15 protein-coding genes are annotated in these 23,400 nt (G+C 71.6%); 6 read left to right on the top strand and 9 right to left on the bottom strand.

Annotated elements, in window-relative coordinates; all coding sequences use genetic code 11:
- Positions 1 to 111: 111 nt before the first annotated feature.
- Positions 112 to 2,691, top strand: coding sequence for an aminopeptidase N (gene pepN, locus ACIRQH_RS21465; RefSeq protein WP_358819342.1), 2,580 nt, complete (start codon positions 112 to 114; stop codon positions 2,689 to 2,691).
- A gap of 102 nt (positions 2,692 to 2,793) precedes the next feature.
- Here the strand turns inward: pepN (ACIRQH_RS21465) and ACIRQH_RS21460 are convergent, their stop codons facing one another.
- From ACIRQH_RS21460 to ACIRQH_RS21450, 3 genes are all read right to left on the bottom strand, one after another.
- Entirely contained in the window at positions 2,794 to 3,570 is a 777-nt protein-coding gene (locus ACIRQH_RS21460; RefSeq protein WP_388930977.1) for an SDR family NAD(P)-dependent oxidoreductase, read from the bottom strand.
- Positions 3,571 to 3,754: 184 nt separating this feature from the next.
- Positions 3,755 to 5,233 (bottom strand): sigma-70 family RNA polymerase sigma factor, encoded by a 1,479-nt coding sequence (locus ACIRQH_RS21455; protein ID WP_404226808.1) that lies wholly within the window; start codon positions 5,231 to 5,233, stop codon positions 3,755 to 3,757.
- A gap of 213 nt (positions 5,234 to 5,446) precedes the next feature.
- Entirely contained in the window at positions 5,447 to 6,472 is a 1,026-nt protein-coding gene (locus tag ACIRQH_RS21450; protein ID WP_388930973.1) for an aspartate-semialdehyde dehydrogenase, read from the bottom strand.
- Positions 6,473 to 6,776: 304 nt separating this feature from the next.
- On the opposite strand from ACIRQH_RS21450, the gene ACIRQH_RS21445 reads away from it, so the two are divergent.
- Both ACIRQH_RS21445 and ACIRQH_RS21440 read left to right on the top strand, forming a co-directional pair.
- A complete protein-coding gene (locus ACIRQH_RS21445; protein WP_358819338.1) occupies positions 6,777 to 7,304 on the top strand; it encodes a sigma-70 family RNA polymerase sigma factor in 528 nt (175 codons plus the stop codon).
- Between the two features lies 1 nt (position 7,305).
- Positions 7,306 to 8,133: a hypothetical protein gene (locus ACIRQH_RS21440; protein ID WP_404226807.1), complete on the top strand. Its 828-nt coding sequence runs from the start codon at positions 7,306 to 7,308 to the stop codon at positions 8,131 to 8,133.
- A 159-nt stretch (positions 8,134 to 8,292) separates the two neighbouring features.
- On the opposite strand, the gene ACIRQH_RS21435 is transcribed toward ACIRQH_RS21440, so the two are convergent.
- Positions 8,293 to 11,601, bottom strand: coding sequence for a S8 family serine peptidase (locus tag ACIRQH_RS21435; protein ID WP_388930968.1), 3,309 nt, complete (start codon positions 11,599 to 11,601; stop codon positions 8,293 to 8,295).
- 598 nt (positions 11,602 to 12,199) lie between these two features.
- Here ACIRQH_RS21435 and ACIRQH_RS21430 point away from each other — a divergent pair.
- Positions 12,200 to 13,984, top strand: a complete 1,785-nt coding sequence (locus ACIRQH_RS21430; protein WP_388877821.1) for a TIGR03767 family metallophosphoesterase — start codon at positions 12,200 to 12,202, stop codon at positions 13,982 to 13,984.
- Positions 13,985 to 14,075: 91 nt separating this feature from the next.
- Positions 14,076 to 15,248 (top strand): serine hydrolase domain-containing protein, encoded by a 1,173-nt coding sequence (locus ACIRQH_RS21425; protein WP_388877818.1) that lies wholly within the window; start codon positions 14,076 to 14,078, stop codon positions 15,246 to 15,248.
- A 12-nt stretch (positions 15,249 to 15,260) separates the two neighbouring features.
- Here ACIRQH_RS21425 and ACIRQH_RS21420 read toward each other — a convergent pair whose 3' ends face one another.
- The 3 genes from ACIRQH_RS21420 to pepN (ACIRQH_RS21410) all read right to left on the bottom strand — a co-directional run bounded on the left by ACIRQH_RS21420 (position 15,261) and on the right by pepN (ACIRQH_RS21410) (position 20,032).
- Positions 15,261 to 15,827, bottom strand: coding sequence for an isochorismatase family protein (locus ACIRQH_RS21420; RefSeq protein WP_358819334.1), 567 nt, complete (start codon positions 15,825 to 15,827; stop codon positions 15,261 to 15,263).
- 246 nt (positions 15,828 to 16,073) lie between these two features.
- Positions 16,074 to 17,126, bottom strand: a complete 1,053-nt coding sequence (locus ACIRQH_RS21415; RefSeq protein WP_358819333.1) for a hypothetical protein — start codon at positions 17,124 to 17,126, stop codon at positions 16,074 to 16,076.
- 302 nt (positions 17,127 to 17,428) lie between these two features.
- Positions 17,429 to 20,032, bottom strand: coding sequence for an aminopeptidase N (pepN, locus tag ACIRQH_RS21410; protein WP_388877815.1), 2,604 nt, complete (start codon positions 20,030 to 20,032; stop codon positions 17,429 to 17,431).
- Positions 20,033 to 20,232: 200 nt separating this feature from the next.
- On the opposite strand from pepN (ACIRQH_RS21410), the gene ACIRQH_RS21405 reads away from it, so the two are divergent.
- Positions 20,233 to 20,901: a DsbA family protein gene (locus ACIRQH_RS21405; protein WP_358819331.1), complete on the top strand. Its 669-nt coding sequence runs from the start codon at positions 20,233 to 20,235 to the stop codon at positions 20,899 to 20,901.
- Positions 20,902 to 20,978: 77 nt separating this feature from the next.
- On the opposite strand, the gene ACIRQH_RS21400 is transcribed toward ACIRQH_RS21405, so the two are convergent.
- A complete protein-coding gene (locus ACIRQH_RS21400; RefSeq protein WP_358819330.1) occupies positions 20,979 to 21,185 on the bottom strand; it encodes a hypothetical protein in 207 nt (68 codons plus the stop codon).
- Between the two features lie 578 nt (positions 21,186 to 21,763).
- Positions 21,764 to 23,158: an amino acid permease gene (locus ACIRQH_RS21395; RefSeq protein ID WP_358819329.1), complete on the bottom strand. Its 1,395-nt coding sequence runs from the start codon at positions 23,156 to 23,158 to the stop codon at positions 21,764 to 21,766.
- Positions 23,159 to 23,400: the final 242 nt, after the last annotated feature.

The raw sequence follows: 23,400 nt of genomic DNA, 5'->3' as shown, positions 1-23,400 counted from the left end.
GCTCCAGGCTCGCGCCCGCGCGGGCCTGGCACCGGCGGGAAACGGACATCGCCTTCCGTGTGGGTCCCGTGGAAGGATGGCGCAACCCACACATAACGAGGAGATGACCGCGTGCCTGGCACAAACCTGACCCGCGAAGAGGCGCAGCAGCGCGCGAAGCTGCTCACCGTTGACTCGTACGAGGTCGATCTCGACCTCTCCGGCGCGCAGGAGGGCGGCACCTACAGGTCCGTGACCACGGTGCGCTTCGACTCCGCCGAGGACGGCACGGAGTCGTTCATCGACCTGGTCGCCCCGACCGTCCACGAGGTCACCCTCAACGGCGACCCGCTCGACCCGGCCCAGGTCTTCGAGGACTCGCGGATCGCCCTGCCCGGTCTGCTGCAGGGCCGCAACGTCCTGCGCGTCGTCGCGGACTGCGCGTACACCAACACCGGTGAGGGTCTGCACCGGTTCGTCGACCCCGTCGACCAGCAGGCCTACCTCTACACCCAGTTCGAGGTGCCGGACGCCCGCCGTGTCTTCGCGTCCTTCGAGCAGCCGGACCTGAAGGCGACCTTCCAGTTCACCGTGAAGGCGCCGTCCGGCTGGACGGTCATCTCCAACTCGCCGACGCCGGAGCCCAAGGACGACGTCTGGGCCTTCGAGCCGACGCCGCGGATCTCGTCCTACATCACCGCGCTGATCGTCGGCCCGTACCACTCCGTGCACAGCGTGTACGAGAAGGACGGGCAGTCCGTGCCGCTGGGCATCTACTGCCGCCCCTCGCTCGCCGAGTTCCTCGACTCGGACGCGATCTTCGAGGTCACCCGGCAGGGCTTCGACTGGTTCCAGGAGAAGTTCGACTACGCGTACCCGTTCAAGAAGTACGACCAGCTCTTCGTGCCCGAGTTCAACGCGGGCGCGATGGAGAACGCCGGCGCGGTCACCATCCGCGACCAGTACGTGTTCCGCTCCAAGGTCACCGACGCCGCCTACGAGCTGCGCGCCGAGACGATCCTGCACGAGCTCGCCCACATGTGGTTCGGCGACCTCGTGACCATGGAGTGGTGGAACGACCTGTGGCTGAACGAGTCGTTCGCCACCTACACCTCCATCGCCTGCCAGGCCCACCACGCGGACAGCCGGTGGCCGCACTCCTGGACCACCTTCGCCAACTCGATGAAGACGTGGGCCTACCGGCAGGACCAGCTGCCCTCCACCCACCCGATCATGGCGGAGATCGGCGACCTCGACGACGTGCTCGTCAACTTCGACGGCATCACGTACGCCAAGGGCGCCTCGGTCCTCAAGCAGCTCGTCGCCTACGTCGGCATGGACGAGTTCTTCAGCGGCGTCCAGGCCTACTTCAAGGCCCACGCCTTCGGGAACACCCGCCTGTCCGACCTCCTCGGCGCGCTGGAGCAGACCTCCGGACGCGACCTCGGGACCTGGTCGCAGAAGTGGCTCCAGACCGCCGGCATCAACGTCCTGCGCCCGGAGATCGAGACCGACGCCGACGGTGTCATCACCGCCTTCGCCGTCCGTCAGGAGGCGCCCGCGCTGCCCGCCGGCGCCCAGGGCGAGCCCACGCTGCGCCCGCACCGCATCGCGGTCGGCCTCTACGATCTCGACGGCGGCAGCGGCAAGCTCGTCCGCGGCGAGCGCGTCGAGCTGGACGTCGACGGGGAGCTGACCGCCGTACCGCAGCTCGTCGGCAAGCGCCGCCCCGACGTGATCCTCCTCAACGACGACGACCTCTCGTACGCCAAGGTCCGCCTCGACGAGGACTCGCTGGCCTTCGTCACCGAGCACCTCGGCGACTTCGAGTCCTCCCTGCCGCGTGCCCTGTGCTGGGCCTCGGCCTGGGACATGACCCGTGACGCCGAGCTCCCCACCCGCGACTACCTCGCCCTGGTGCTGTCCGGCATCGGCAAGGAGTCCGACATCGGTGTCGTCCAGTCGCTGCACCGTCAGGTGAAGCTGGCGATCGAGCTGTACGCCGACCCGACGGCCCGCGAGGCGCTGCTGACCCGCTGGACGGACGCGACGCTCGCCCACCTGCGGGCGGCGGCGGCCGGCAGCGACCACCAGCTCGCCTGGGCGCGCGCCTTCGCGGCGACCGCCCGTACGCCGGAGCAGCTCGACCTCCTGGAGGCGCTCCTCGAAGGCCGCGAGACCGTCGAGGGCCTCGCCGTGGACACCGAGCTGCGCTGGGCGTTCGTGGAGCGGCTCGCCGCCGTCGGACGCTTCGACGAGGCGGAGATCGCCGCCGAGTACGAGCGGGACAGGACGGCCGCCGGTGAGCGGCACGCGGCCACCGCCCGGGCGGCCCGGCCGACCGAGGAGGCGAAGGCGGAGGCGTGGGCCTCGGTCGTCGAGTCCGACAAGCTCCCCAACGCCGTGCAGGAAGCGGTGATCGGCGGCTTCGTCCAGACCGACCAGCGCGAGCTGCTCGCCCCGTACACGGAGAAGTTCTTCGCCGTGGTCAAGGAGATCTGGGACGGCCGCTCGCACGAGATCGCGCAGCAGGTCGCCGTCGGCCTCTACCCGTCCGTGCAGGTCTCCGAGGAGACCCTCGCCACGACGGACGAGTGGCTGGCCTCGGCCGAGCCCAGCGCGGCCCTGCGCCGCCTGGTCTCGGAGTCCCGCTCGGGCGTCGAGCGTGCGCTGAAGGCCCAGGCGGCCGACGCGCGGGCGGCGACCGCCTAGGACGTGCCCGACGGGAAACCGTGACGGCGGGCGGGGAGACCGAACCGGTCTCCCCGCCCGCCGTCGTGTTCCCGCCCGGGGCGGGGCGGCGGCAGGGGCCGGTCAGTGGGGGACCATCCCGCCCGTGACGTTGACGAACGTGCCCGTGATGCCGCCCGCCAGGTCCGAGGCGAGGAACGCGGCCGTGGCGGCGATCTCGGCGAGGGTCGGGTTGCGACGGGTCATGCGCATCCCGGCGAGGTTCGCGAGCAGCCCCTGCAGGGCGGCGTCGTCGAGGTTCATGTTGCTGTCGACCGCGGCGAGCTTCTCCCGGGTCAGCGTCTCGGGCACCCCGGCCGCCCACAGGCCGACGACCCGCAGTCCGTGCGGTCCCTGCTCGGTCGCCAGGTTCCGCACCAGCGTGTCGATCGCCGCGTCCGCCGGACCGGTGCCGCCCATCATCGGACTGCCGTGCGCGGAGCCGCTGTCGAGGGTGAGGACCACGCCCGAGCCGGACCGGGCCATGCGCCGGGCGGCGGCGCGGGCGGTGATGAAGGTGGTGCGGATGCCGGTCTCGACGGGCCGCACGAAGTCCTCGACGGACAGGTCGACCAGCGGCAGGCCCTGCACGTCGCCGCGCGTCACCAGGTTGAAGGAGATGTCGAGGGCGTCCAGCGAGGCGATGTGCGCCTCGACGGCCGCCTCGTCCAGCGCGTCGAGCACCGCGGTCTCGGCGTGCCCTCCCGTCGCCGTGATGTCCTTGGCCACCGTCTCCAGCGTCTCGGCCGTCCGTCCCACCAGGTGCACCCGGGCGCCCTCGCGGGCGAAGGTGCGGGCGACGGCGCCGCCGATGGATCCGCCCGCGCCGTAGACGACCGCGGTCTTGTCGGTGAGCAGCATGGTGATCTCCTGAGGTGTTCGTTCGCCGTATGGGTCCTGTGATTCCGCGTACGGCCGGCCGTGCCGGTCGGCCGTACGTGTCGGTCATACAGACGTCACGCCCCCGCCCCACTCATCGGTCGGCGCCCGGCAGGCGGCGCGGCCCCGTTCACCGGACCGCCCGCCGGACCGTTCACCGAACCGCTCACCGGCCCGCCGGGAGCCTCAACGGCAGCCCGAACGCGGGGAACAGGTGCGGCTCGAACGACGTGATCTCCACGATGCGGTCGCCCTCGATGCGCAGGACGTCCAGGACCTGGGCGCGGTAGACGGTCGTGCCCGGGCGCCGCACGTAACCTCCGGCGGCGAGCTGTCCGTTGGCCCGTGCGGGCAGGTGGCGCCAGTGTCCGAGGAACATCGGCGAGGCGGGGTCCAGGCTGATCCGCAGGAACTCGGTGATCGCGTCGCGGCCCACGAACCAGAACGGGTTCGGCGGCATGGTGAGGGCGATGTCCTCGCTGAGCAGGCCGGTGAACCGTGTGAGGTCGAGACTCTCGGCGGCCGCCATGTAGCGGCGCAGGACCTCCCGCTCGCGGGCGTCGGTCCCGGTGGTCCACTCGGTGCGGCGGCGGGGCAGCCGGTCGCGCAGTGTGGGCCTGGCCCGCTGCAGGGCGCTGTTGACCGAGGCCACCGTCATCTCCAGGGCCTCGGCCGTCTCGGCGGCGGACAGCCCGAGGACGTCCCGCAGGACCAGCACGGCGCGCTGGCGGGCGGGCAGATGCTGGATGGCGGCCAGGAAGACCAGCTCCAGGGTCTCCCTGGAGACGGCGAGGGCGTCCGGCTGCTCCTCGGCCGAGGGCAGGTCCTCGTCGGGGTAGGGCTGCAGCCAGGTGACGCGGGCCGGCGGATCGGCGCTGCCGTGGTTCATGCCGGGGAGCGGTTCGTAGCGCTGCGGGCGGCGGGCCGTGCGCCGCTGGAGGTCCAGACAGGCGTTGGTGGCGATCCGGTACAGCCAGGTCCGTACGCTCGCCTTCCCCGCGTAGCCCTCGCGGGCCCGCCACGCGCGCAGGAACGTCTCCTGCACGAGGTCCTCCGCGTCGTCGTAGGACCCCGACATGCGGTAGCAGTGCACGCGCAGCTCGCGCCGGTACGGCTCCACGAGCACGGCGAAGTCGCTCTCGGCGAGGACGGGGTCCGCTCCGGAGTCGTGCGCCGGGGCGTGCGTCTCGGAATCCCGCGGCACCCGGTCGTGCGTCACGCGATCGCGCGTGACGGAATCCGGTGCACCGGGGTCACCGGGACGTCCGGGGGAGGCTTGGGCGGCCGGGGAGGCCGGTTCCGCGAGGTCCCGCGGCGGCGGCGATTTCGTCACGGAGGGCGGTGTGACGGAATCGGCCTTCGCGCTGTCCCGGGCGACCCGGGCGATGCGGCGCAGTTGTCCGACCGAGGAGGCCAGGTCGGTCACGCCGGAGTAGAAGACCGACGGAGGCTGCGGTACCAGGTCCTCGACCTGCCGGCCGATCGCGTCGATCAGTCCGCGCACGGTGTCGGCGGGTGCCGCCCGGCGGTCCCGGTACGCCTTCTGCCGGCAGGCCGCCGAGCAGTACAGGGAGGTACGCCCCGTGCGTCCGGCCCGTCCGGGCAGGGGCTTCCCACAGCTGCGGCACACGGTGTCGGCGACCACGGGGACCTCCGGGCTCTTTCGTCACGCGCAGACGACGTGACGCTATCGGCTGCGGCGCCCGGCGCACCGAGGAAGCGCCGTATCGGCCGTGTCCGAGTCGTCCCGGGTGGCCCGAGGCCCGCACCGACCGGAGACCGTGGCGCCGCCACCGGACGCCGGAGGGGCGGGGCCCCGACCGGCGCCCCGCCCCTCGCGAACCGTCCGGCCCGGGTGTCAGCTCCTGCGGTCCTTCAGCTCGGCCGCGACCAGCTCCGCGATCTGGACCGCGTTCAGCGCGGCGCCCTTGCGGAGGTTGTCGTTGGAGACGAACAGCGCGAGCCCGTGCTCGGCGGTCTCGTCCTGGCGGATGCGGCCGACGAACGACGCGTCCTTGCCGGCGGCCTGGAGGGGCGTCGGGATCTCGGAGAGGACGACACCGGGGGCGCCCGCGAGCAGCTCGGTGGCGCGCTCGGCGGAGAGCGGACGGGCGAAGCGGGCGTTCACCTGGAGGGAGTGTCCGGAGAAGACCGGGACACGGACGCAGGTGCCGGAGACCTTGAGGGCGGGGATCTCCAGGATCTTGCGGGACTCGTGGCGGAGCTTCTGCTCCTCGTCGGTCTCGTTCAGGCCGTCGTCGACGACGGAGCCGGCGAGCGGGACCACGTTGAACGCGATGGGGCGCTTGTAGACCTGCGGCTCGGGGAAGTCGACCGCGTCGCCGTCGTGGGTCAGCTTGTCGGCCTCGGCGACGACCTTGAGTGCCTGGCCGTGCAGCTCCGCCACGCCCGCGACGCCGGAGCCGGACACCGCCTGGTAGGTGGCGACGACGAGCGCCTCCAGGCCCGCCTCCTCGTGCAGCGGCTTCAGGACCGGCATCGCGGCCATGGTCGTGCAGTTCGGGTTGGCGATGATGCCCTTGGGGCGGTCGGCGATCGCGTGCGGGTTCACCTCGGAGACGACGAGGGGGACCTCGGGGTCCTTGCGCCAGGCGGAGGAGTTGTCGATCACGACGGCACCCTGCGCGGCGACCTTCTCGGCCAGCGCCTTCGCGGTCGTGCCGCCCGCGGAGAAGAGCACGATGTCCAGGCCGGAGTAGTCCGCCGTGGAAGCGTCCTCCACCGTGACACCGTCGACGACCGTCCCGGCCGAGCGGGCCGAGGCGAACAGGCGCAGCTCGTCGACCGGGAAGTCCCGCTCGACGAGGATCCTGCGCATGACTGTGCCGACCTGACCGGTGGCTCCGACGATTCCGACCCTCACGGCGACTCCCTTTGCGTGCGTTTCACGTGGTCCAGCGCTTCCATCATGCGTCTGACCCGGGCCCGCGTGTCCAATCCTTTCGCCGCGCCGTCCGAGGAACGGGACGCCTCCGGAGGGCCCGGGGAGCCCGATCCTGCGGCGGCCGGACGCCCGGGTACGAAGAAATCGCCCCGCGACTACGGGGAACCGCAAGCCGTACGGTGTGGGACCCGTCATGGTTTCCGGTCCGGTGTGACGTACGACTCGAAGCGGGCCGAACGTTTCGGCCCGCACCGGCGTCCTAGGGGAAACGCGGGAGGGGAGGGTGGCTGTGCTGCGCAGAAAGCCACGCCGCGCGCCGGGGGCGGACGACCCCCTGGACGCGGCGCAGGAACGCCGGGTGCGGGCCGTGCTCGCGCTCGGCGGGGTGCCTCAGGCGGACCTGCCGGACGGGGTGCAGCAGGTGCGGCTGCGGCTGCTGGAGCGGGCGGCCAAGGGGGACGAGGCGCCGCGCGACGTGTCCGCCTGGGCGGCGGTCGTCGCCTCGAACCTGGCGATGGACTGGCACCGGGCCAAGCGCCGGCAGGAGCGGCTGGGTGAACGCCTCGCCTCGCTGCGACAGTTGGAGCAGCCCTCCGACGAGGAGTCCAGCGTGCTCGCGCTGGCCGTCGCCCAGGGCCTGGACGAACTGCCGGACCCCCAGCGCCAGGTCGTCGTGCTGCGGTTCTACGCCGATCTGCCCGTGCGCGAGATCGCCGACGAACTCGGCATACCCGAGGGCACGGTCAAGAGCAGGCTGCACACGGCGGTCCGCGCGCTGCGCGCCCGCCTGCACGAGGACGAGGTGGTGTGACGTGGCCGAGTACGAAGGGGTCGACGCGCTGCTGGCCGCGATCACGGACGCGTCACTGCCCCAGGGCGCCCGCGACGACGTCGTGTTCATGGCCGAGCACCGTTCGGCCCGCGAGGACGTGGACATGCTCCGGGAGCAGCTGATCATCATCGGGGACGCCCTGGCGGACCCGGGGAACAGCCCCGAACCCGCCGACGCCGCCAAGAAGTCCACGAAGGACAGGAAGGACAGGAAGGACAGGAAGGACAGGAAGGCAGAGAAGTCCAGGAAGCCGGCCGGGTCCAGGACGTCCACGGCCACCGGGCGGCCGGGACAGGGCCGTCCAGGGAGTGCCCCGGGCCGCGCCCGGAGGCGCGGCGCGTTCGCCGTCGGCGCCCTCGCGGCGGCCGCGGTGGCCTCGCTGGTCGTCGGCATGGGCTGGCTGGTCGCACAGGGCGGGGCCGGAGTGAACGACGCCGCCAGTGACGCCAAGTCGGACCAGGGCGACGGCGGCGGGAGTCTCAGCGCGCCGGGCTACATCGCCTGCTCCCGGCTCATCGCCGAGGGCACGGTCGCCCGGGTGAGCCAGGAGCCCGGCACCGGGCAGGACCGGATCACCCTCGACGTCTACCACTACTACAAGCCGGCCAAGGGCGAGAAGGAGGTCAGCTTCCTGATGGAGAGGAACGTCGACCCCCGTCTGCACAAGGGCGACGAGGTGCTGGTCGGCATCCCGCGCGACGCGGCCGGCCCCGACATCTGGACCACGGGGGACGAGGCCATCGCCCGCGAACGCTCCTGGATCGTCAAGGCACTGCCCGAGTCCCGGGGTCTGAAGTGCGGGGAGTGAGGCGCCGCCCGTCCCGCGGGCGGTGACGGCCGGCGGGGCCGCGGACGGTGACGGGCGGCACGGGGGCGCAGAGGCCGTGGCGCACGCGAAAGGGCGGGCGCCCGTATCCGGACGCCCGCCCCGTGTCCGTACCGCTCACGCGGCCGGAGGCCTACGCCGTCACGGCGTGACCTTCTCGATCTTCACGCTGCCGGTGCCCGCGACGGTGCCGTGCGCGTTCACCAGCTGGACCTGACCGAAGAACTCGCGTCCCTCGGGCGCGGCCGCGGCGGCGGTGACCGAACCGGACACCGTGGCCGAGGCGCCGGTGGCGAGCTTCACCGGGGTGGAGTCGTCGACCGAGACCGTGCCGAGCGCGCTGGAGAAGAACACGTCCAGGTAGTCGTACGCGGTCGAGCCCGACGGGATCGAGTAGCCCGCGACCTCGACGGTGTACGTGCCGGCGGCGGGGGAGGCGATGGATACGGCCTCCTCCGAGTCACCGTCCGCGGACTGTCCGACGACCGTCCCGGCGGCGTCGTACACCGTCAGGTCCAGGTCGGCGGCGGTGTCCGAGACGTTGCCGATGGACACGTCGAGCGACGCGGCGCCCGCGGGCACCTCGACCGTGGTGGTCTGCGTCGCGCCGTCGGCGATGGTCGGCCGGGTGCTCTTGGAGGAGCCGAGCGGACCGCCCTTCAGTTTGCCGTCGATCGCGGCGAAGTTGTTCGTCACCTTCCAGGAGGCGGTGGACGGGACGCCCACCTTGGCCTCGGGAACGGTCACGACCGCCGGGTCGAACGCCGCGCCGAGCACGGCGACGTCGAGCTTGTACGGGTTGTCGAGCAGCGGCGAGGTGCGGCGCGCCTCGACCTCGATCTCCCAGACGCCGGGCTGCGGGTCCGCGTACGAACGCACGTCGGGCTTGCAGCCGTTGCCGTCGAGGTAGTTGTTGTAGCAGTACGGGGTGCCGGTGTCCTCGACCGGAACGCCGTACGGGTGGATCGAGATGAACCGGGTCTGGCTCTTGTCCTTCAGCCCGCCGATCGCCACCTCCAGCGCCGAGGCGCCCTCGGGGACCGTGACGAAGGAGGACGTGGTGCTGTTGCGCTGCACCGAACCGGACGCCTTGTAGGTGTACTTGACCGGCGAGGAGACGACGACGGTCGACAGGATCTGCTTGTCGACGCCCTCGGTCCGCGGGTCGTCGACCTCGAGGATCGCGCTCTTGAGACCGGCCGACCGGGGGGCGGCCTGGACCTTGACGGTCACCGGCTGGTTCAGCGGGAGCCTGACCTCGTCCGAGCCGACGATGCGGAAGGTGCCCTCGGCGTTGTTCTCGAAGTACAGCTCGTGCCGGATCGCGCGGTCCTCGCCCGACGTCCGCGTGACGGTGATGTCGTACGTCTTGCGGTCGCCGGCCTTGAGGCCGCCCTCGCGGTCGTACAGGCCGGTGCCGAAGCCCGGCGTCTTCAGCGCGTAGTCGATCGCGGTGTCGACCGGCGCCTTCACGGCGTAGTCGTGGGCGGTGGCGCCGTCACGGATCGAGTCCCAGGCGTCGGGGATGTTGATGAGACCCGCACCCTCCTCGTACGCCTGGACGCCCTTGATGTGGTCGGCGGTCGACGTCAGCGCGGTGCGCAGGGTGGCCGGGGTGAGGTCGAGGCCCTTCTGCTTCGCGGCGCTGATCAGCAGGGCGGAGGCGCCCGCGGCCTGCGGCGACGCCATCGAGGTGCCCTGGAGCATCGAGTAGCCGGCCGGCAGGGTGTAGCCCGCCTCGGCGACCGGGGCGCCCGGCAGCCAGGTCTGGGTGGAGTTGATGGAGGCGCCGGGCGCGGTCAGCGTCGGCGTGAAGCCGCCGTCCTCACGCGGGCCGCGCGAGGAGAAGGGCAGCAGCGCGTACTTCTTCTCCACCTGCGAGCCGTAGTTGGCTGCCCAGGTCTCCTTGGAGATGGAGGCACCGACCGAGATGACCTTGTCGGCCAGGCCCGGGTCGCCGATGGTGTTCGCGCCGGGTCCGGAGTTGCCCGCGGAGATCACCAGCTGGACGCCGTAGGTGTCGATGAGACGCGTGTAGAGCTCGCTGCGCGCGTTGTTGCCGTCGTTGAGCGCCGGCAGACCGCCGATGGACATGTTGACGATGTCGACGCCGCGGTTGGCGACGAGGTCGATCATGCCCTCGGTGAGCGCGACGTTGGTGCAGCCGCCGGTCCAGGTGCAGGCGCGCGAGGAGACGATCTTCGCGCCGGGAGCCGCGCCGTTCATCTTCCCGCCGAACAGGCCGTTCGCTGAGGTGATGCCCGCGACGTGGGTGCCGTGCTCGGACTCGATGACGCCGATGTTGACGAAGTCGCGCTTCTGGCCGACCCAGTCGCCGCCGTACGGGTCCATCGGGACGTCCTTGCGGATCTCCACGACGAAGGGCTGGCGCTCGACGACGTCCGTCGCCGGGTTGTCGGTACCGAAGTAGCCGATCTGGAAGCCGTCCTTGTACGGCTTCATCGGCTTGTCGTCGGTGAAGTCGCCGTTGTTGTTCAGGTCGACGGTGACCGTGCCCGCCGCCGCGTCGTAGAGCACGCCCCACACGTCGGTGGTGTCGCCGTCGCGGTTCGCGTCGCCCTTGGCGTCACCGCCGGCCGTCGCCGCCTCGCGGAAGGTGTTGATCTCGTACGAGCCCGCCGGCGCCGTCCATGTCCGGCCGCTGTACGTGAAGGTGGGCCCGGTCACGGGGGTGGTCATCGGGCGCCAGGTCGCGTCGCTGTCGAGGATCGGGTCCGTCGAGGTCACCCAGTCGACGATCTTGCGCTCGCCGGTGGTGGTCTTCTGGAGCGCGGGGTGGCCGAGGTCGACGCCCGAGTCCAGGATGCCGATGGTGACCCCGCGGCCGTCCGCCTTCGGGTGGTCCTTCACGAAGTCGACGGCACCCGTCTCGAAGGACGGGTTGTACGGGTTCTCGGCGGGGGTGTTCTTGCCGGGGGCGCGGGATGCGGTGGCCGTGGCGGTGTTGCTGCCGTGCTTCGCGGTGTCGGCGCTCGGCGTCGGGTCGTCCAGCGCGATCTCCTGGCGCAGGTCGATCCCGTGCACCGAGGACAGTTTCGCGGCGGCGGCGATGGCCGCGTCCGCGCGGCCCGTCGGGACGGTCGCCCGGACGTAGCCGAGCTTGTCGTAGGTGCGGCCCACCGAACCGCCCTTGACCGCGTCCAGCTCCTTGGCGACCTGCTCGGTCAGGCCGGGGGCCGTGGCGATCATCATCGTGACGTTCTTGTCGCCGTTGGCCTTGGCCTCGGTGAGGAGGTCGGCGTCGCTCGAACCGAGTTTGGCGGCGGCGGACTTGGTGCCCGGGTCGGCCGTGGGCGCGGCCGGGTCCGCGGAGAAGGCCATGGGTATCGGCCCGGCCGCGGAGAGGGCGGCCACCAGGCCGGCGGCCACGGCGATGCGGGCCACGCGTCTCGCGCCGGATATCGGAGCGCGCTGAGGGTCGGAGATCATCTGCATCCCTTGTAGGTAAAGGAACGAGCGTGGAGCGTCCGGTTCCGCCGGTTGTGACGGACCGGTCGCGACAGTCCGGTATGTGGGCCCGGATGACCGCTCAGCTTTACCTAAGGGGCAGTTGTTTGGGGAGAGTTGACCGAGGCGGGATGGAGTCATGGCGTACTTCCGCCATGCGCCACGTCGCTGATACGCCGTTATGGTTGGATATGCCGCGTGATCCAGGTGTCTGTCTTTGTCGATTCGGCGCCCTTTTGTGCGCGTGCTGTGGTGGGACGCTTCCGTGCGGAGACCGCGGGGTGCCGGTGGGCCTCGTCGCGCGCGCCGTTCCGGGGGGCGGGAGCCGCGCCGCGCACTGGCGATGACGCTCCCCCTACCCCGCAAGGTGAACGCGGAGTGACCGGCCCCCGGCGGTTCGGACAGGGCTCCATGGACGCGCAGGGTGCGCCAAGATCCACGTACGGTGATCGGTGCCGGGCGTTGCTGCCGAGTTAACGCGCAGGTCACCCCCGCTGCCAACGATCCATGGTGAGCGGGGCGTTCGTTCCTACCGCCCCGCGACCACAGCCGACGCGTTCGCACTCGGGGAGACCGCGCCATGTCGCGCACACGCTCTGTCGCCGCCGTACCCGCTCTCAACCGCCGCACCCTGCTGGCCGCCACCGGAGCCCTGTCGCTCTCCGCCGGCGTCGGCCTCGCCCTGCGCCCGGAGGCCCCGGCGCACGCCGCGACCCCGGCACGGGAGACCGTCGCCGACTCCGTCGCGCAGTCCGAGGCCCGGTCGGCGGCGGTCACTCCGCTCGCCCCGCCCGAGCTGGTCCCCTACACCCGCGGCACCACGCTGCGCGGCGTAGCCGTCCCGCGCTCCGGCACCCCCGGGTACCGGCGGCTCGGCGACGGCGCCGGCTGGCAGCGCGTCGTCCGGGACGAACTGGCCGCGGGCAAGCAGGGCCGCACCGACCGGCGTACCGCGCTCGCCTCGTTCGTGCAGCTCACCGACCTGCACCTGACCGACGCCCAGCACCCGCTGCGCCTGGAGTACCTGCGCGCCCAGAACAAGAGCTTCTGGCGTCCCCAGGAGACCCTGACCGTCGCCGGAGCCGTCTCCCTCGTGGAGCGGGTCAACTCCCTGCGCGGAGCCCCCGTCACCGGCTCCCCGCTGCACTTCGTCATGACCACCGGCGACAACACGGACAACAACTCCAAGACGGAGCTGGACTGGTTCCTGAAGGTCATGAGCGGCGGCCGCATCAGCCCGAACAGCGGCGACCCGCGGCACTACGAGGGGGTCCAGGCCAGCGGCCTCAAGACCTACTGGCAGCCGGACGCGGCCCTGCGCGACGCCGACAAGCAACTCGGGTTCCCGCGCATCCAGGGGTTCCTGCAGGCGGCCATCCGCGAGCTGCGCAGCCCCGGCCTGAGCCTGCCCTGGTACTCCACCGTCGGCAACCACGACGCCCTCCCGATGGGCTGCTACGGCACGCGGGGCGACTCGTACCTCACCGAGTTCGCCGTCGGCGGCAAGAAGCTGATGTCCCTGGGCGCGGCGGAGTGCGAGGCGCTCGCCAAGAGCATGAAGAAGGGCAGCAGCCCCAAGGGCGCCGAGGTCCACGCCCTGCTCAAGGCGCACACGCGGCAGATGCGCTCGGTCACCCCGGACGAGAACCGGGCCCCGTTCACGCCCGCCGAGTACCTCAAGGCGCACCTCGACCCGGCGCACACCGGCCCGGGCCCGATCGGCCACGGCTACTCCTCCGCGAACCTCTCCGCGGGCACCCAGTACTACACGTTCCGCATCGCCGAGGACGTCATCGGCGTCAGCCTCGACACCACCGACCCCGGCGGCCACTACGAGGGGTCCATCGGCACGACGCAACTGCGCTGGCTGGAGAAGGCGCTGCGCGACAACAAGGACGCCTACGTCATCGTCTTCAGCCACCACACCAGCAAGACGATGCGCAACATGAACGCCGACCCGGCCCACCCGGGGGAGAAGCGGCACGGCGGGGACGAGGTCGTCGCCCTCCTCGCGAACTTCAGCAACGTGCTGGCCTGGGTGAACGGTCACTCCCACAAGAACGACATCACCCCGCACGCCGCCCCGGGCAACCGCTCCTTCTGGGAGATCTCCACCGCCTCGCACGTCGACTTCCCCCAGCTCGCCCGCGTCATCGAACTGGTCGACAACAAGGACGGCACGCTCTCCCTGTTCACCACCCTCATCGAGTCCGCCGCCCCGCACGCCACGGACTTCTCCGACCTCAGCCAGACGGGCCTGGCCGCGCTCTACCGCGAGCTGTCCTTCAACACGCCCGGTGCCCGCACCGACCTCGCCGGCACCTCGCGCGACCGCAACACGGAGCTGATCCTCAAGAAGGGCTGAAAACCGCTCAACCCGCGCGGACCGGGCAACCCCGTGCCGCGCTCCCGGGTCCGTTCCCCCGACCACGTTCGACAGTGAGACGGGGGAAGACATGAGGGTACGTACGGGACTTGTGGGAGCGACCGCCGTGGCGATCGCCACGGCACTGGCGGGCACCGCGGTCGCGGCGCCCGCCGCGGGAGCGGGCCACGCGCCGACCCGGCAGGCCATGGAGGCGGCCGTGCGCGACGGTGTGCCGGGCGTGACGGCGACGGCCTCCGGCCGGCACGGCACCTGGGCGGCGACGGCGGGCACCGGAGACCTGCGCACCGGCGCTCCGCGCTCCACCGCCGACCACTACCGCGTCGGCAGCATCACCAAGACGTTCGTCTCCACCGTGCTGCTCCAACTGGAGGCGGAGGGGCGGCTGTCGCTGGACGACACGGTGGACCACTGGCTGCCCGGCGTGGTGCGGGGCAACGGCAACGACGGCAGGAAGATCACCCTCCGCCGGCTCCTCAACCACACGAGCGGAATCTTCGACTACACGGCCGACGACGACTTCGTGAGCACCTACTTCGCCAAGGACGGCTTCTTCCGGCACCGCTACGACACCGCGACACCGGAGCACCTCGTCGCGATCGCCCTGGCCCACCGACCGGAGTTCGCGCCGGGCACCTCCTGGAGCTACTCCAACACGAACTACATCCTCGCCGGAATGGTGATCCGCAAGGTCACCGGGCACTCCTACGCCACGGAGATCCGCGACCGCATCATCGAACCGCTCGGACTGCGCGGCACGTCGGTCCCCGGCACCACGGCGACGCTCCCGCAACCCAGCAGCAGGGCCTACTCCAAGCTGGCCAGGACCGCGACGGGACCGACGTACGACGTCACCACCCTCAACCCGACGCTCGCGGCCTCGGCGGGCGGCATGATCTCCGACAACGCCGACCTGAACCGCTTCTACACGGCCCTCCTGCGCGGCAGGCTGCTGCCGCGCAGGCAACTCGCCGAGATGAAGACGACGGTCCGCGTCGACGAGGTCCCGAACGCGGGCTACGGCCTCGGTCTCATCGACCGAGAACTGAGCTGCGGCGTCCATGTGTGGGGCCACGACGGCGGCATCCACGGCTCGACCTCCTCGGCCGTCACCACGGCCGACGGCCGGCACGCCCTCGCCTTCAACTTCAACGGGGACTGGTCGGGCGACAGCGACGCGGTGATCGAGGCGGAGTTCTGCGGGAAGCGGCCGGAGGCGGACCGCACGGCCCGGACCCCCTAGCCGCCGCAGGCCCTAGTCCGCGGTCGCCGCCGTGAAGGTCACCTTCGCGGTGTCGACCGTGGCCGCGTGCCGGCCCGGCGCGTCCTGTCCCCGCCAGTACAGGTTCGTGTGGGCGACGACCTCGGCGGGGGAGGGCGCGCCGTACGCGGTGAGGTCCTCCGTGGTGTGGGCGTCGCCGACCAGCGTGACGTCGTACCCGCGGGTGAAAGCGCCGTGCAGCGTGGAGCGGACACAGGCGTCGGTCTGGGCGCCGGTGACGACCAGGTGGCCGACGGCCCGCCGGGCGAGCACGTCCTCCAGGTCGGTGGCCTCGAACGAGTCGCCGTAGTTCTTGTGGACGAGGGGCTCGGTGTCCTCGCGGACCAGCTCCGGCACGTAGGTCCAGGCCTCGCTGCCGACCTTCATCTCGTCGTCGGAGTGCTGCACCCAGATCACCGGCACCGCCTCGGCGCGGGCCCTGGCGGCCAGGATGTTGATGTTCTCGATCACCTCGGCGCGGTTGTGGGCGGCGTCCACCGCGCCGTGCTGCATGTCGACCACCAGCAGTGCGGTGTTCGGGCGACCGGGCAGGGTCGTCATCGGGCTCTCCCGTCTGGCGTCCCGCTCGTCACGGCAGGCACGCCGGGCCATGGAACGCGTGTCGGCCCCACAGTAGAACGGCGCACTGACAACGCCTTCCGGGCAGGGGCCTTGCGAACCAGGGCCTTGCGAACCAGGGCACTCGGGCAAGGGCATTCGGACAAGGAGCGGGGACGGCGCACGGGAAGGGGCCCACGCCGTCGCGCGGGCCCCTTCCCTCCCCTCCTGCCGCACCCCGGTCCGTCACTACCGGGGCAGCACCACGACATGAGCCGCGGGATCGCGGTCGTCCGAAGCCATCAGCGCGGTACGGACGACCGTGGCCTGCTGCTCCATCGCCTCACGGAGCTTCTTCGGCGTGATGTGGACGACGGTGATCCCGAGCCGCTCCAGCACCTCGCGCTTGCGGGCGTACTCGGACCACAGCGCGTCCTCGTCCTGCCGGGGGGCGCGGGTGTCCAGCTCGACCGCCACCGCCTGCTCGGGCCAGTACGCGTCGAGGCCCCCGATGTGCGGGCCGCCGGGCAGCCGCAGGTCCACGTTCCACACCGGGTCGGGCAGACCGTGCTCGCGGACCATCCGGTACAGGCGGTCCTCCGCGATGGCCCGGCCCTCCGCCAGCAGTGAGTCCACCGCGTCCACCACGTGCGGGCGGCCGAGCAGCCGGGCCGCCGTCAACTCGCGCACCACGACCGCCGGTTCGCAGTGACCCCCGCGCACCGCTTCCGTCAGCAGCCGGCGCACGACGTCGGCGTCGGTGAGTTCCGCGACCGCGTCGGCGAGCGCGCGGGGCACCGGGGCGACCGGGACGCCGGTCACGAACGCGGGGGCGGGCAGCGAGGGTGTCCGCACGATCCGGACGCAGCCCGTCGAGCGCAGCCGCCGCAGCCGGGGCACCAGCACGTCGATCGTTTCGAGGGAGAGCAGCGGCGGCGCCGTGGTGAACCCGTGCAGGGCCAGCGCCGCCAGGCCGGTGACCAGCGCGTCCGCGAACGGCTGTGGGGCGTGCGGCTCCTCGGCGCCCGGCTGGACCGGGATGGAGGCCACCCGGTGGGGAGCGGGGGAGCGGGCGGTGTACAGCAGCGCGGCATGCAGCCGCTCCTCGGCGGTGGGCGGGCCGGGGTGGAGCAGGACCACACCCGGAAGGATCTGCTGCCAGGCTCCGCCCGCCCGGCACTGCTCGTTCGTCTCGGCGGCGCTGACGCCGTGGCTGCGCAGCTGAGTCGTGGTCAGGACCCGGCGCTGCACGTGGGACAGGTGACGGAGGGGGCGGGGGGAGAGCGGGGTGTTGTGGTTCATGATCCGGGGTTTCCCGCCCGGAAGCCGTCCTCTAACCGCTGTTACACGCTCGTCGACAAATCAGGACAAGCCCGTACTAAAGTACGGGCGTTCGAGTGCCGAAAGGCGCTGGTCCGGAGGGGAACTAATAGGGGTTACGGCTCTGAATACCTGTATTTCGTAACCAGTCCATCCGTCGGATGAAGTCACCGGAGAGGACACCGGACGAGGGCACCGGACGGGAGCATCGGACGCGGACGTGGCGAGGGCACCGGACGCGCGGAGCGCCGGTGCCCTCGAAGCGGTGTGCGTCGTGCGGGTGTTCAGCCCGCGGCGATGTCGCAGGCCTGACCGCGCAACGCCCGTGCCAGGTCGTCGCGGGACTCCAGCACGAGCCGGCGCAGCGCGGGGGCCGCGTCCTCGTGCGCGGCGAGCCACGCGTCCGTCGCCTCCAGGGTCTGCGGGGAGTCCTGGAGCCCGGGGAACAGACCCCTGACCACGTCCATGCCGATCTGGATGGACCGCTCCGCCCAGACCCGGTCGATCGCGGCGAAGTACCGGGCGGTGTAGGGCGCGAGCAGCTCGCGCCCGGACGGCTGGGCGAAGCCGGAGATGGTCGCCTCGACCAGGGCGTTGGACAGTGCGTCCGACTCCACGACGGCCGCCCAGGCCTGCGCCTTGACCGCCGCCGAGGGGCGGGCCGCCAGGCAGCGGACCTGGTGCCGCTTGCCCGACGCCGTGTCGTCGCGGGCGAGTTCGGCGGCGATCACCGGCTCGTCGGCCACGCCGTGCGCGGCCAGCGGCTCCAGGAACGCCCAGCGCAGTTCCTGGTCCACCTCCAGCCCGTCGATCTTCGCCGTTCCCTCCAACAGGCCCTGGAGCAGCTGGAGATCGGCCTCGCCCGACGCGACGTGGGCGAAGAAGCGGGCCCACGCGAGCTGGTGCTGGCCGCCCGGCTCGGTGAGCCGCAGCTCCTTGAGCGCGCCCTCGGCCAGCAGCCGTGCCCCCTCGGCACGCCAGTCGGGCGCCACGTAGTGGACGAGCGCGGCGTCCGCCCAGCCGTGCAGCGTCTGGAGGACGCCGATGTCGGACTCGCGGCCGGCGAAACGCAGCACGAGACCGATGAAGTCCCGGGCCGGCATCAGCGCGTCACGCGTGAGGTTCCACAGCGCCGACCAGCACAGGGCCCGCGCGAGCGGGTCGGTCATCTCGCCGAGGCCGTCCCGCAGGGTGTCCAGCGAACCCTCGTCGAAGCGGATCTTGCAGTACGTGAGGTCGTCGTCGTTGACGAGAACCAGGTCGGGGGCCTCGGCGCCGGCCAGGTCCGCGACGACCGTCCGCGGACCGTCCACGTCCACCTCGGCGCGCGCGTACCGGACGAGCGCGCCGTCGCCGCCCTCGCGCAGCGACTCACGCCGGTAGAGGCCCACGGCCACGCGGTGCGGGCGCAGTTCGGGGTGGGACTCGGCGGCCTCCTGGAGCACCGCCAGCTCGGTGACGCGGCCCTCGGAGCTCAACACCACCTGCGGAGTGAGGGAGTTGACCCCCGCCGTCTGCAGCCAGGAGCGGGCCCAGAGGGCCATGTCCCGTCCGCTGGTCTCCTCCAGCACCGACAGCAGGTCGCCGAGGCGCGTGTTGCCGTACGCGTTCCGCTTGAAGTAGCGGCGGGCGCCCTCCAGGAAGGCGTCCTGTCCGACGTACGCGACGAGCTGCTTGAGGACGGAGGCGCCCTTGGCGTAGGTGATGCCGTCGAAGTTGAGCTTGGCGTCCTGGAGGTCGCGGATGTCGGCGGTGATCGGATGCGTGGAGGGCAGCTGGTCGGCGCGGTAGGCCCAGGCCTTGCGACGGTTGGCGAAGGTGATCCAGGCGTCGGTGAAGCGGGTCGCGCCGACGTTGGCGAACGTGCCCATGAAGTCGGCGAAGGACTCCTTCAGCCACAGGTCGTCCCACCACACCATGGTGACGAGGTCGCCGAACCACATGTGCGCCATCTCGTGCAGGATGACGTTCGCCCGGGCCTCGTACGACGCCTGCGTCACGTTGCCGCGGAAGATGTACTCCTCGCGGAAGGTGACCAGGCCCGGGTTCTCCATCGCGCCGAGGTTGTACTCGGGCACGAACGCCTGGTCGTACTTCCCGAAGGGGTACGGGTAGTCGAAGTGGTCGTGGAAGAAGTCCAGTCCCTGCTTGGTCACCAGGAACACGTCGTCGGCGTCGAAGTGGGGGGCGAGGCCCTTGCGGCACATCGCGCCGAGCGGGATCTCCAGCGTCGTACCGTCGTCGAAGGTGCGCGTGTAGGAGTCCGTCACGTAGTGGTACGGGCCCGCGACGACCGCCGTGATGTACGTCGAGATCGGCTTGGTCTCGGCGAACCGCCAGACGCCGTCCGCGAGTTCGCCCGCGCCGTTGCTCCAGGCCGTCCAGCCCTCCGGTGCCCGGACCGCGAAACGGAACGGCGCCTTGAGGTCCGGCTGCTCGAAGTTGGCGAACACGCGCCGCGAGTCCGCCGGCTCGTACTGCGTGTACAGGTAGACCTCGCCGTCCTCGGGGTCGACGAAGCGGTGCATGCCCTCGCCGGTGCGGGAGTAGGCGCACTGGGCGTCCACCACGAGTTCGTTCTCCGCGGCGAGGTCCTCCAGCCGGATCCGCACACCGTCGAAGACCTCGCCCGGGTCGAGGTCCCGGCCGTTGAGCGAGACGGCCGTGACGCTCGGCGCGATCAGGTCCGCGAAGCTCGCGGCGCCCGGCTCGGCGCAGCGGAAGCGGAGCGTGGTGACCGACCGGAAGGTGCGGGGACCGCCGTCCGCGTCGCCGGGCTCCGTCTCGCCGATGGCCGAGCGCAGGTCGAGGAAGACGTCGTAGCTGTCGACGGACAGCAGTGCCGCCCGCTCCTGGGCCTCGTCGCGGGACAGGTTCTCACCGGGCACGGCTGCACTCCCTCATGGCGGCATAGACATGTGTGAACAGGACCGATCCTGCCATGTGCTCCTGTCACCGGACAGGGCGGCGCCGGGGCGCCGGCGGGACGGCGCGGGCGGGCGGGAAGGACGGAGCGGTGGCGCCGAGCGGGAATGGCGTGGACGGCCTCGTGCGTTGGACCCACAAAGACCGCGTTCCGAGGAGAGCCATGTCCGAGCAGACCGCTCAGCCCAGTTCCGGCAAGACCCCCGTCGACTTCTGGTTCGACCCGCTGTGCCCCTGGGCCTGGATGACCTCGCGGTGGGTGCTCGAAGTGGAGAAGGTCCGCGACATCGAGGTGCGCTGGCACATCATGAGCCTCGCCGTCCTGAACGAGCCGAAGCTGGACGAGCTGCCCGACCAGTACCGCGAGATGCTCTCGACCACCGCTTGGCAGCCGATCCGGGTCGTCACCGCCGCCTGGCAGAAGCACGGCGACGACATCCTGGGCCCGCTGTACACCGCGCTCGGCACCCGCATCCACAACGAGGGCGCGGGCCCGACCAAGGAGGCCATCGCGGCCGCCCTCGACGAGGTCGGGCTCCCCGCGGACCTGATCGACTACGCCGACCAGGACGACTTCGAGTTCGACGCCGAGCTGCGCGCCTCCCACAAGGAGGGCATCGAGAAGGTCGGCCAGGACGTCGGCACCCCGGTCATCGCCGTGCCCGGCGCCGACGGCGAGCAGATCGCCTTCTTCGGCCCCGTCGTCACCCCCGCGCCCAAGGGCGAGGAGGCCGCGAAGCTCTGGGACGGCACGCTCCTGGTCGCCTCGGTGCCGGGCTTCTACGAGCTCAAGCGCTCCCGTTCCGCGGGTCCGGACTTCAGCAACCTGTAGCCCGTCCCGGCCCGGCGCTCTCCGCCGGGCCGCCCGCTGTCCCCGGGGCCCGGCACGCGCCGGGCCCCGGTCGCGTGTCAGCCGGCGGCCTGGGCCTCGGGGAAGTCCCCGCCGTCCCGCCAGTTGATCCAGCGCTGGAAACGGCGGCAGCCCTTCCTGGTGCAGCGGTGAAAGGCGGCCGGGTCGTCCACCTCCAGGATCCGGCGCACGTGCGCCTCCTCGTCCTTGGTGAGCTTGCGGAACCGCTGCAGCGGCCCTCCGCAGTTCGGGCAGCGCACGTCCACGGCGACACCTCCGTGTGGAACCGGTCCGGGGGAGAGAGCGGGCACGAGGGCCGGAAGCGTCCGGGTGCCGGACGCCGGCCCCGCGAGCGTATGCGCTCCCTGGGTGGGCCCACGGTCCCAAAATCCGTCCCACGGCGACGCCCTTTCACCTCAAGCGCCCCCTGCGCAGCGGGTTCGGCCCCCATCGGGCGGCCTCGTCCGCACGAGGGCCCGGTTCCGGCCGCGCGTGTCCTGGAGTCGGGCCCCTTGTCCGCACCGGGGCGCAGGCCCGGGAACGGGAGAGCCCCCGCGAGTCATGTCCTCGCGGGGGCTTCCCTTCTTCCGCCCGCTCGGTGAAAGGTGAGAAGACGATCACGAGCAGGACGCTTCGACGTCCGGGCGCGTACGGACGGGCACGTACCCCGCCGCCACTATTGCGAATAGTTCGCAACTGCACGCTAGCAGCAACAGGAGGGGAGTGTGTGTCCGGGCGCGAACCGGATCTCCTGAGCTGTAGGAACCCCGCCCGGGTACGCCAAAGGGCCCCCACGCGACGTCGTCCTCGCGCGGGGGCCCCTTCGACGAGGCGGCAGGGCCGGTCAGGTGCGGGCGCGGGCCCGCTGGCGGACGTAGCCGACCGCCGCCAGGAACAGCGTCATGCCGCCCGTGGAGTAGAGCTGCACGCGGGTGTCCGGCTCCCGGGCCATCAGGACGAAGACGGCCACCATGCCGGCCAGCGCGACCCAGGTCAGCGCGGGGAACGCCCACATGCGCACGACCAGCTTCTGCGGCGCCTCCCGGTCCAGGTGGCGGCGCAGCCGCAGTTGGGAGACCGCGATGAACATCCAGACGACCAGGATCACCGCGCCGATCATGTTCAGCAGCCACGGGAAGACGTCGTCCGGGCGCCAGTAGCTGAGGACGACACAGGCGAAGCCGAAGACGCAGGAGACGAGCACGGCGATCCGCGGCACTCCCGACGAGACGCGGCCGAGCGCCTTCGGGCCCTGCCCGCGCTCGACCAGGGAGTAGGCGATGCGCGAGGAGCCGTAGATGTTCGCGTTCATCGCCGACAGCAGGGCCACGAGGATGACCACGTTCATCAGCTGCCCGGCGCCAGGAATGTCGAGGCGTTCGAGGGTGGCGACGTACGGGCCGCTGGCGACGACCGCCTCGGAGTCCCAGGGTACGAGCGTCACGATGACCGCCATCGAGCCGACATAGAAGAGCGCGATGCGCCACATCGCGGTGCGGACCGCGCTCGCGACGCCCTTGACCGGGTCCTGCGACTCGGCCGCCGCGATCGTCACGGTCTCCAGACCGCCGTACGCGAACACCGACGCGAGCAGGCCGATGACGAGCCCCTCACCGCCGTTCGGCAGGAAGCCGCCGTCGCCCGTGAGGTGCGCGGTGCCAGGCGCGTCCGTACCCGGCAGGACGCCGGTGATGGCCAGCACGCCGAGCACGAGGAACAGTGCGATGGCGCCGACCTTGAGCGCCGCGAACCAGAACTCGAACTCACCGAAGTTCTTCACCGAGGCGAGGTTGGCCACGCAGAAGACGACCATGAACAGGGCCACCCACGCCCACTCGGGCGTGCCGGGCAGCCAGCCGGTGACGATCTTCGCGGCGGCGATGCCCTCCAGGCCGACGGCCGTGCACAGCAGCACCCAGAAGGCCCAGCCCGCCGTGAAGCCGGCCCAGGGCCCGATCGCCCGCTCGGCGTGCGCCGAGAAGGATCCGGACGACGGATACGCGGCCGACATCTCGCCGAGCATCCGCATCACCAGCATGACGAGCAGACCCGAGACGGCGTACGCGATGACGATGGACGGACCGGCCGCGGCGATTCCGGCACCGGAGCCGACGAACAGTCCGGCGCCGATGACGCCGCCGAGGGCGATCATCGAGAGGTGGCGCTGTTTCAGACCGGGGGACAGGGGCGCCTCGGCGTCGGCGGAGCCGGGCGGGGTGTCGAGGGTGGTGCGGGACATGAGAGCGGGTGGTCCCTTACGTGCGAGTGCGTGCGAGCGGCAAAAACGCCCACAGTCTGGGCAGCCCCACCACCGGGAGGGCAAGGCCGCCCAGCATGCGGACGCGATCCGTACGGAGCGTGAGGTTCCGTTTACTTCGGGGTCGGGGTCGGGGTCGGGGTCGGGGTCGGGGTCGGGTCCGGCGGGGGTGGTGCGACCGCCGCGCACCCTTCGGCAGGACCGCCGGGATCCCTTTGGTGAGT

Source organism: Streptomyces sp. NPDC102279 (genome assembly GCF_044766365.1).
Classification (GTDB): Bacteria; Actinomycetota; Actinomycetes; order Streptomycetales; family Streptomycetaceae; genus Streptomyces.
This window is presented reverse-complemented; position numbering and strand designations above follow the sequence as displayed.

Excerpts from the sequence above, each read along its gene's own strand:
- ACIRQH_RS21435 (WP_388930968.1), bottom strand. The coding sequence starts at position 11,601 with ATGATCTCCGACCCTCAGCGCGCTCCGATATCCGGCGCGAGACGCGTG.
- ACIRQH_RS21395 (WP_358819329.1), bottom strand. The coding sequence starts at position 23,158 with ATGTCCCGCACCACCCTCGACACCCCGCCCGGCTCCGCCGACGCCGAG.
- ACIRQH_RS21425 (WP_388877818.1), top strand. The coding sequence starts at position 14,076 with ATGAGGGTACGTACGGGACTTGTGGGAGCGACCGCCGTGGCGATCGCC.
- ACIRQH_RS21420 (WP_358819334.1), bottom strand. The coding sequence starts at position 15,827 with ATGACGACCCTGCCCGGTCGCCCGAACACCGCACTGCTGGTGGTCGAC.
- ACIRQH_RS21460 (WP_388930977.1), bottom strand. The coding sequence starts at position 3,570 with ATGCTGCTCACCGACAAGACCGCGGTCGTCTACGGCGCGGGCGGATCC.
- ACIRQH_RS21430 (WP_388877821.1), top strand. The coding sequence starts at position 12,200 with ATGTCGCGCACACGCTCTGTCGCCGCCGTACCCGCTCTCAACCGCCGC.
- ACIRQH_RS21405 (WP_358819331.1), top strand. The coding sequence starts at position 20,233 with ATGTCCGAGCAGACCGCTCAGCCCAGTTCCGGCAAGACCCCCGTCGAC.
- ACIRQH_RS21415 (WP_358819333.1), bottom strand. The coding sequence starts at position 17,126 with ATGAACCACAACACCCCGCTCTCCCCCCGCCCCCTCCGTCACCTGTCC.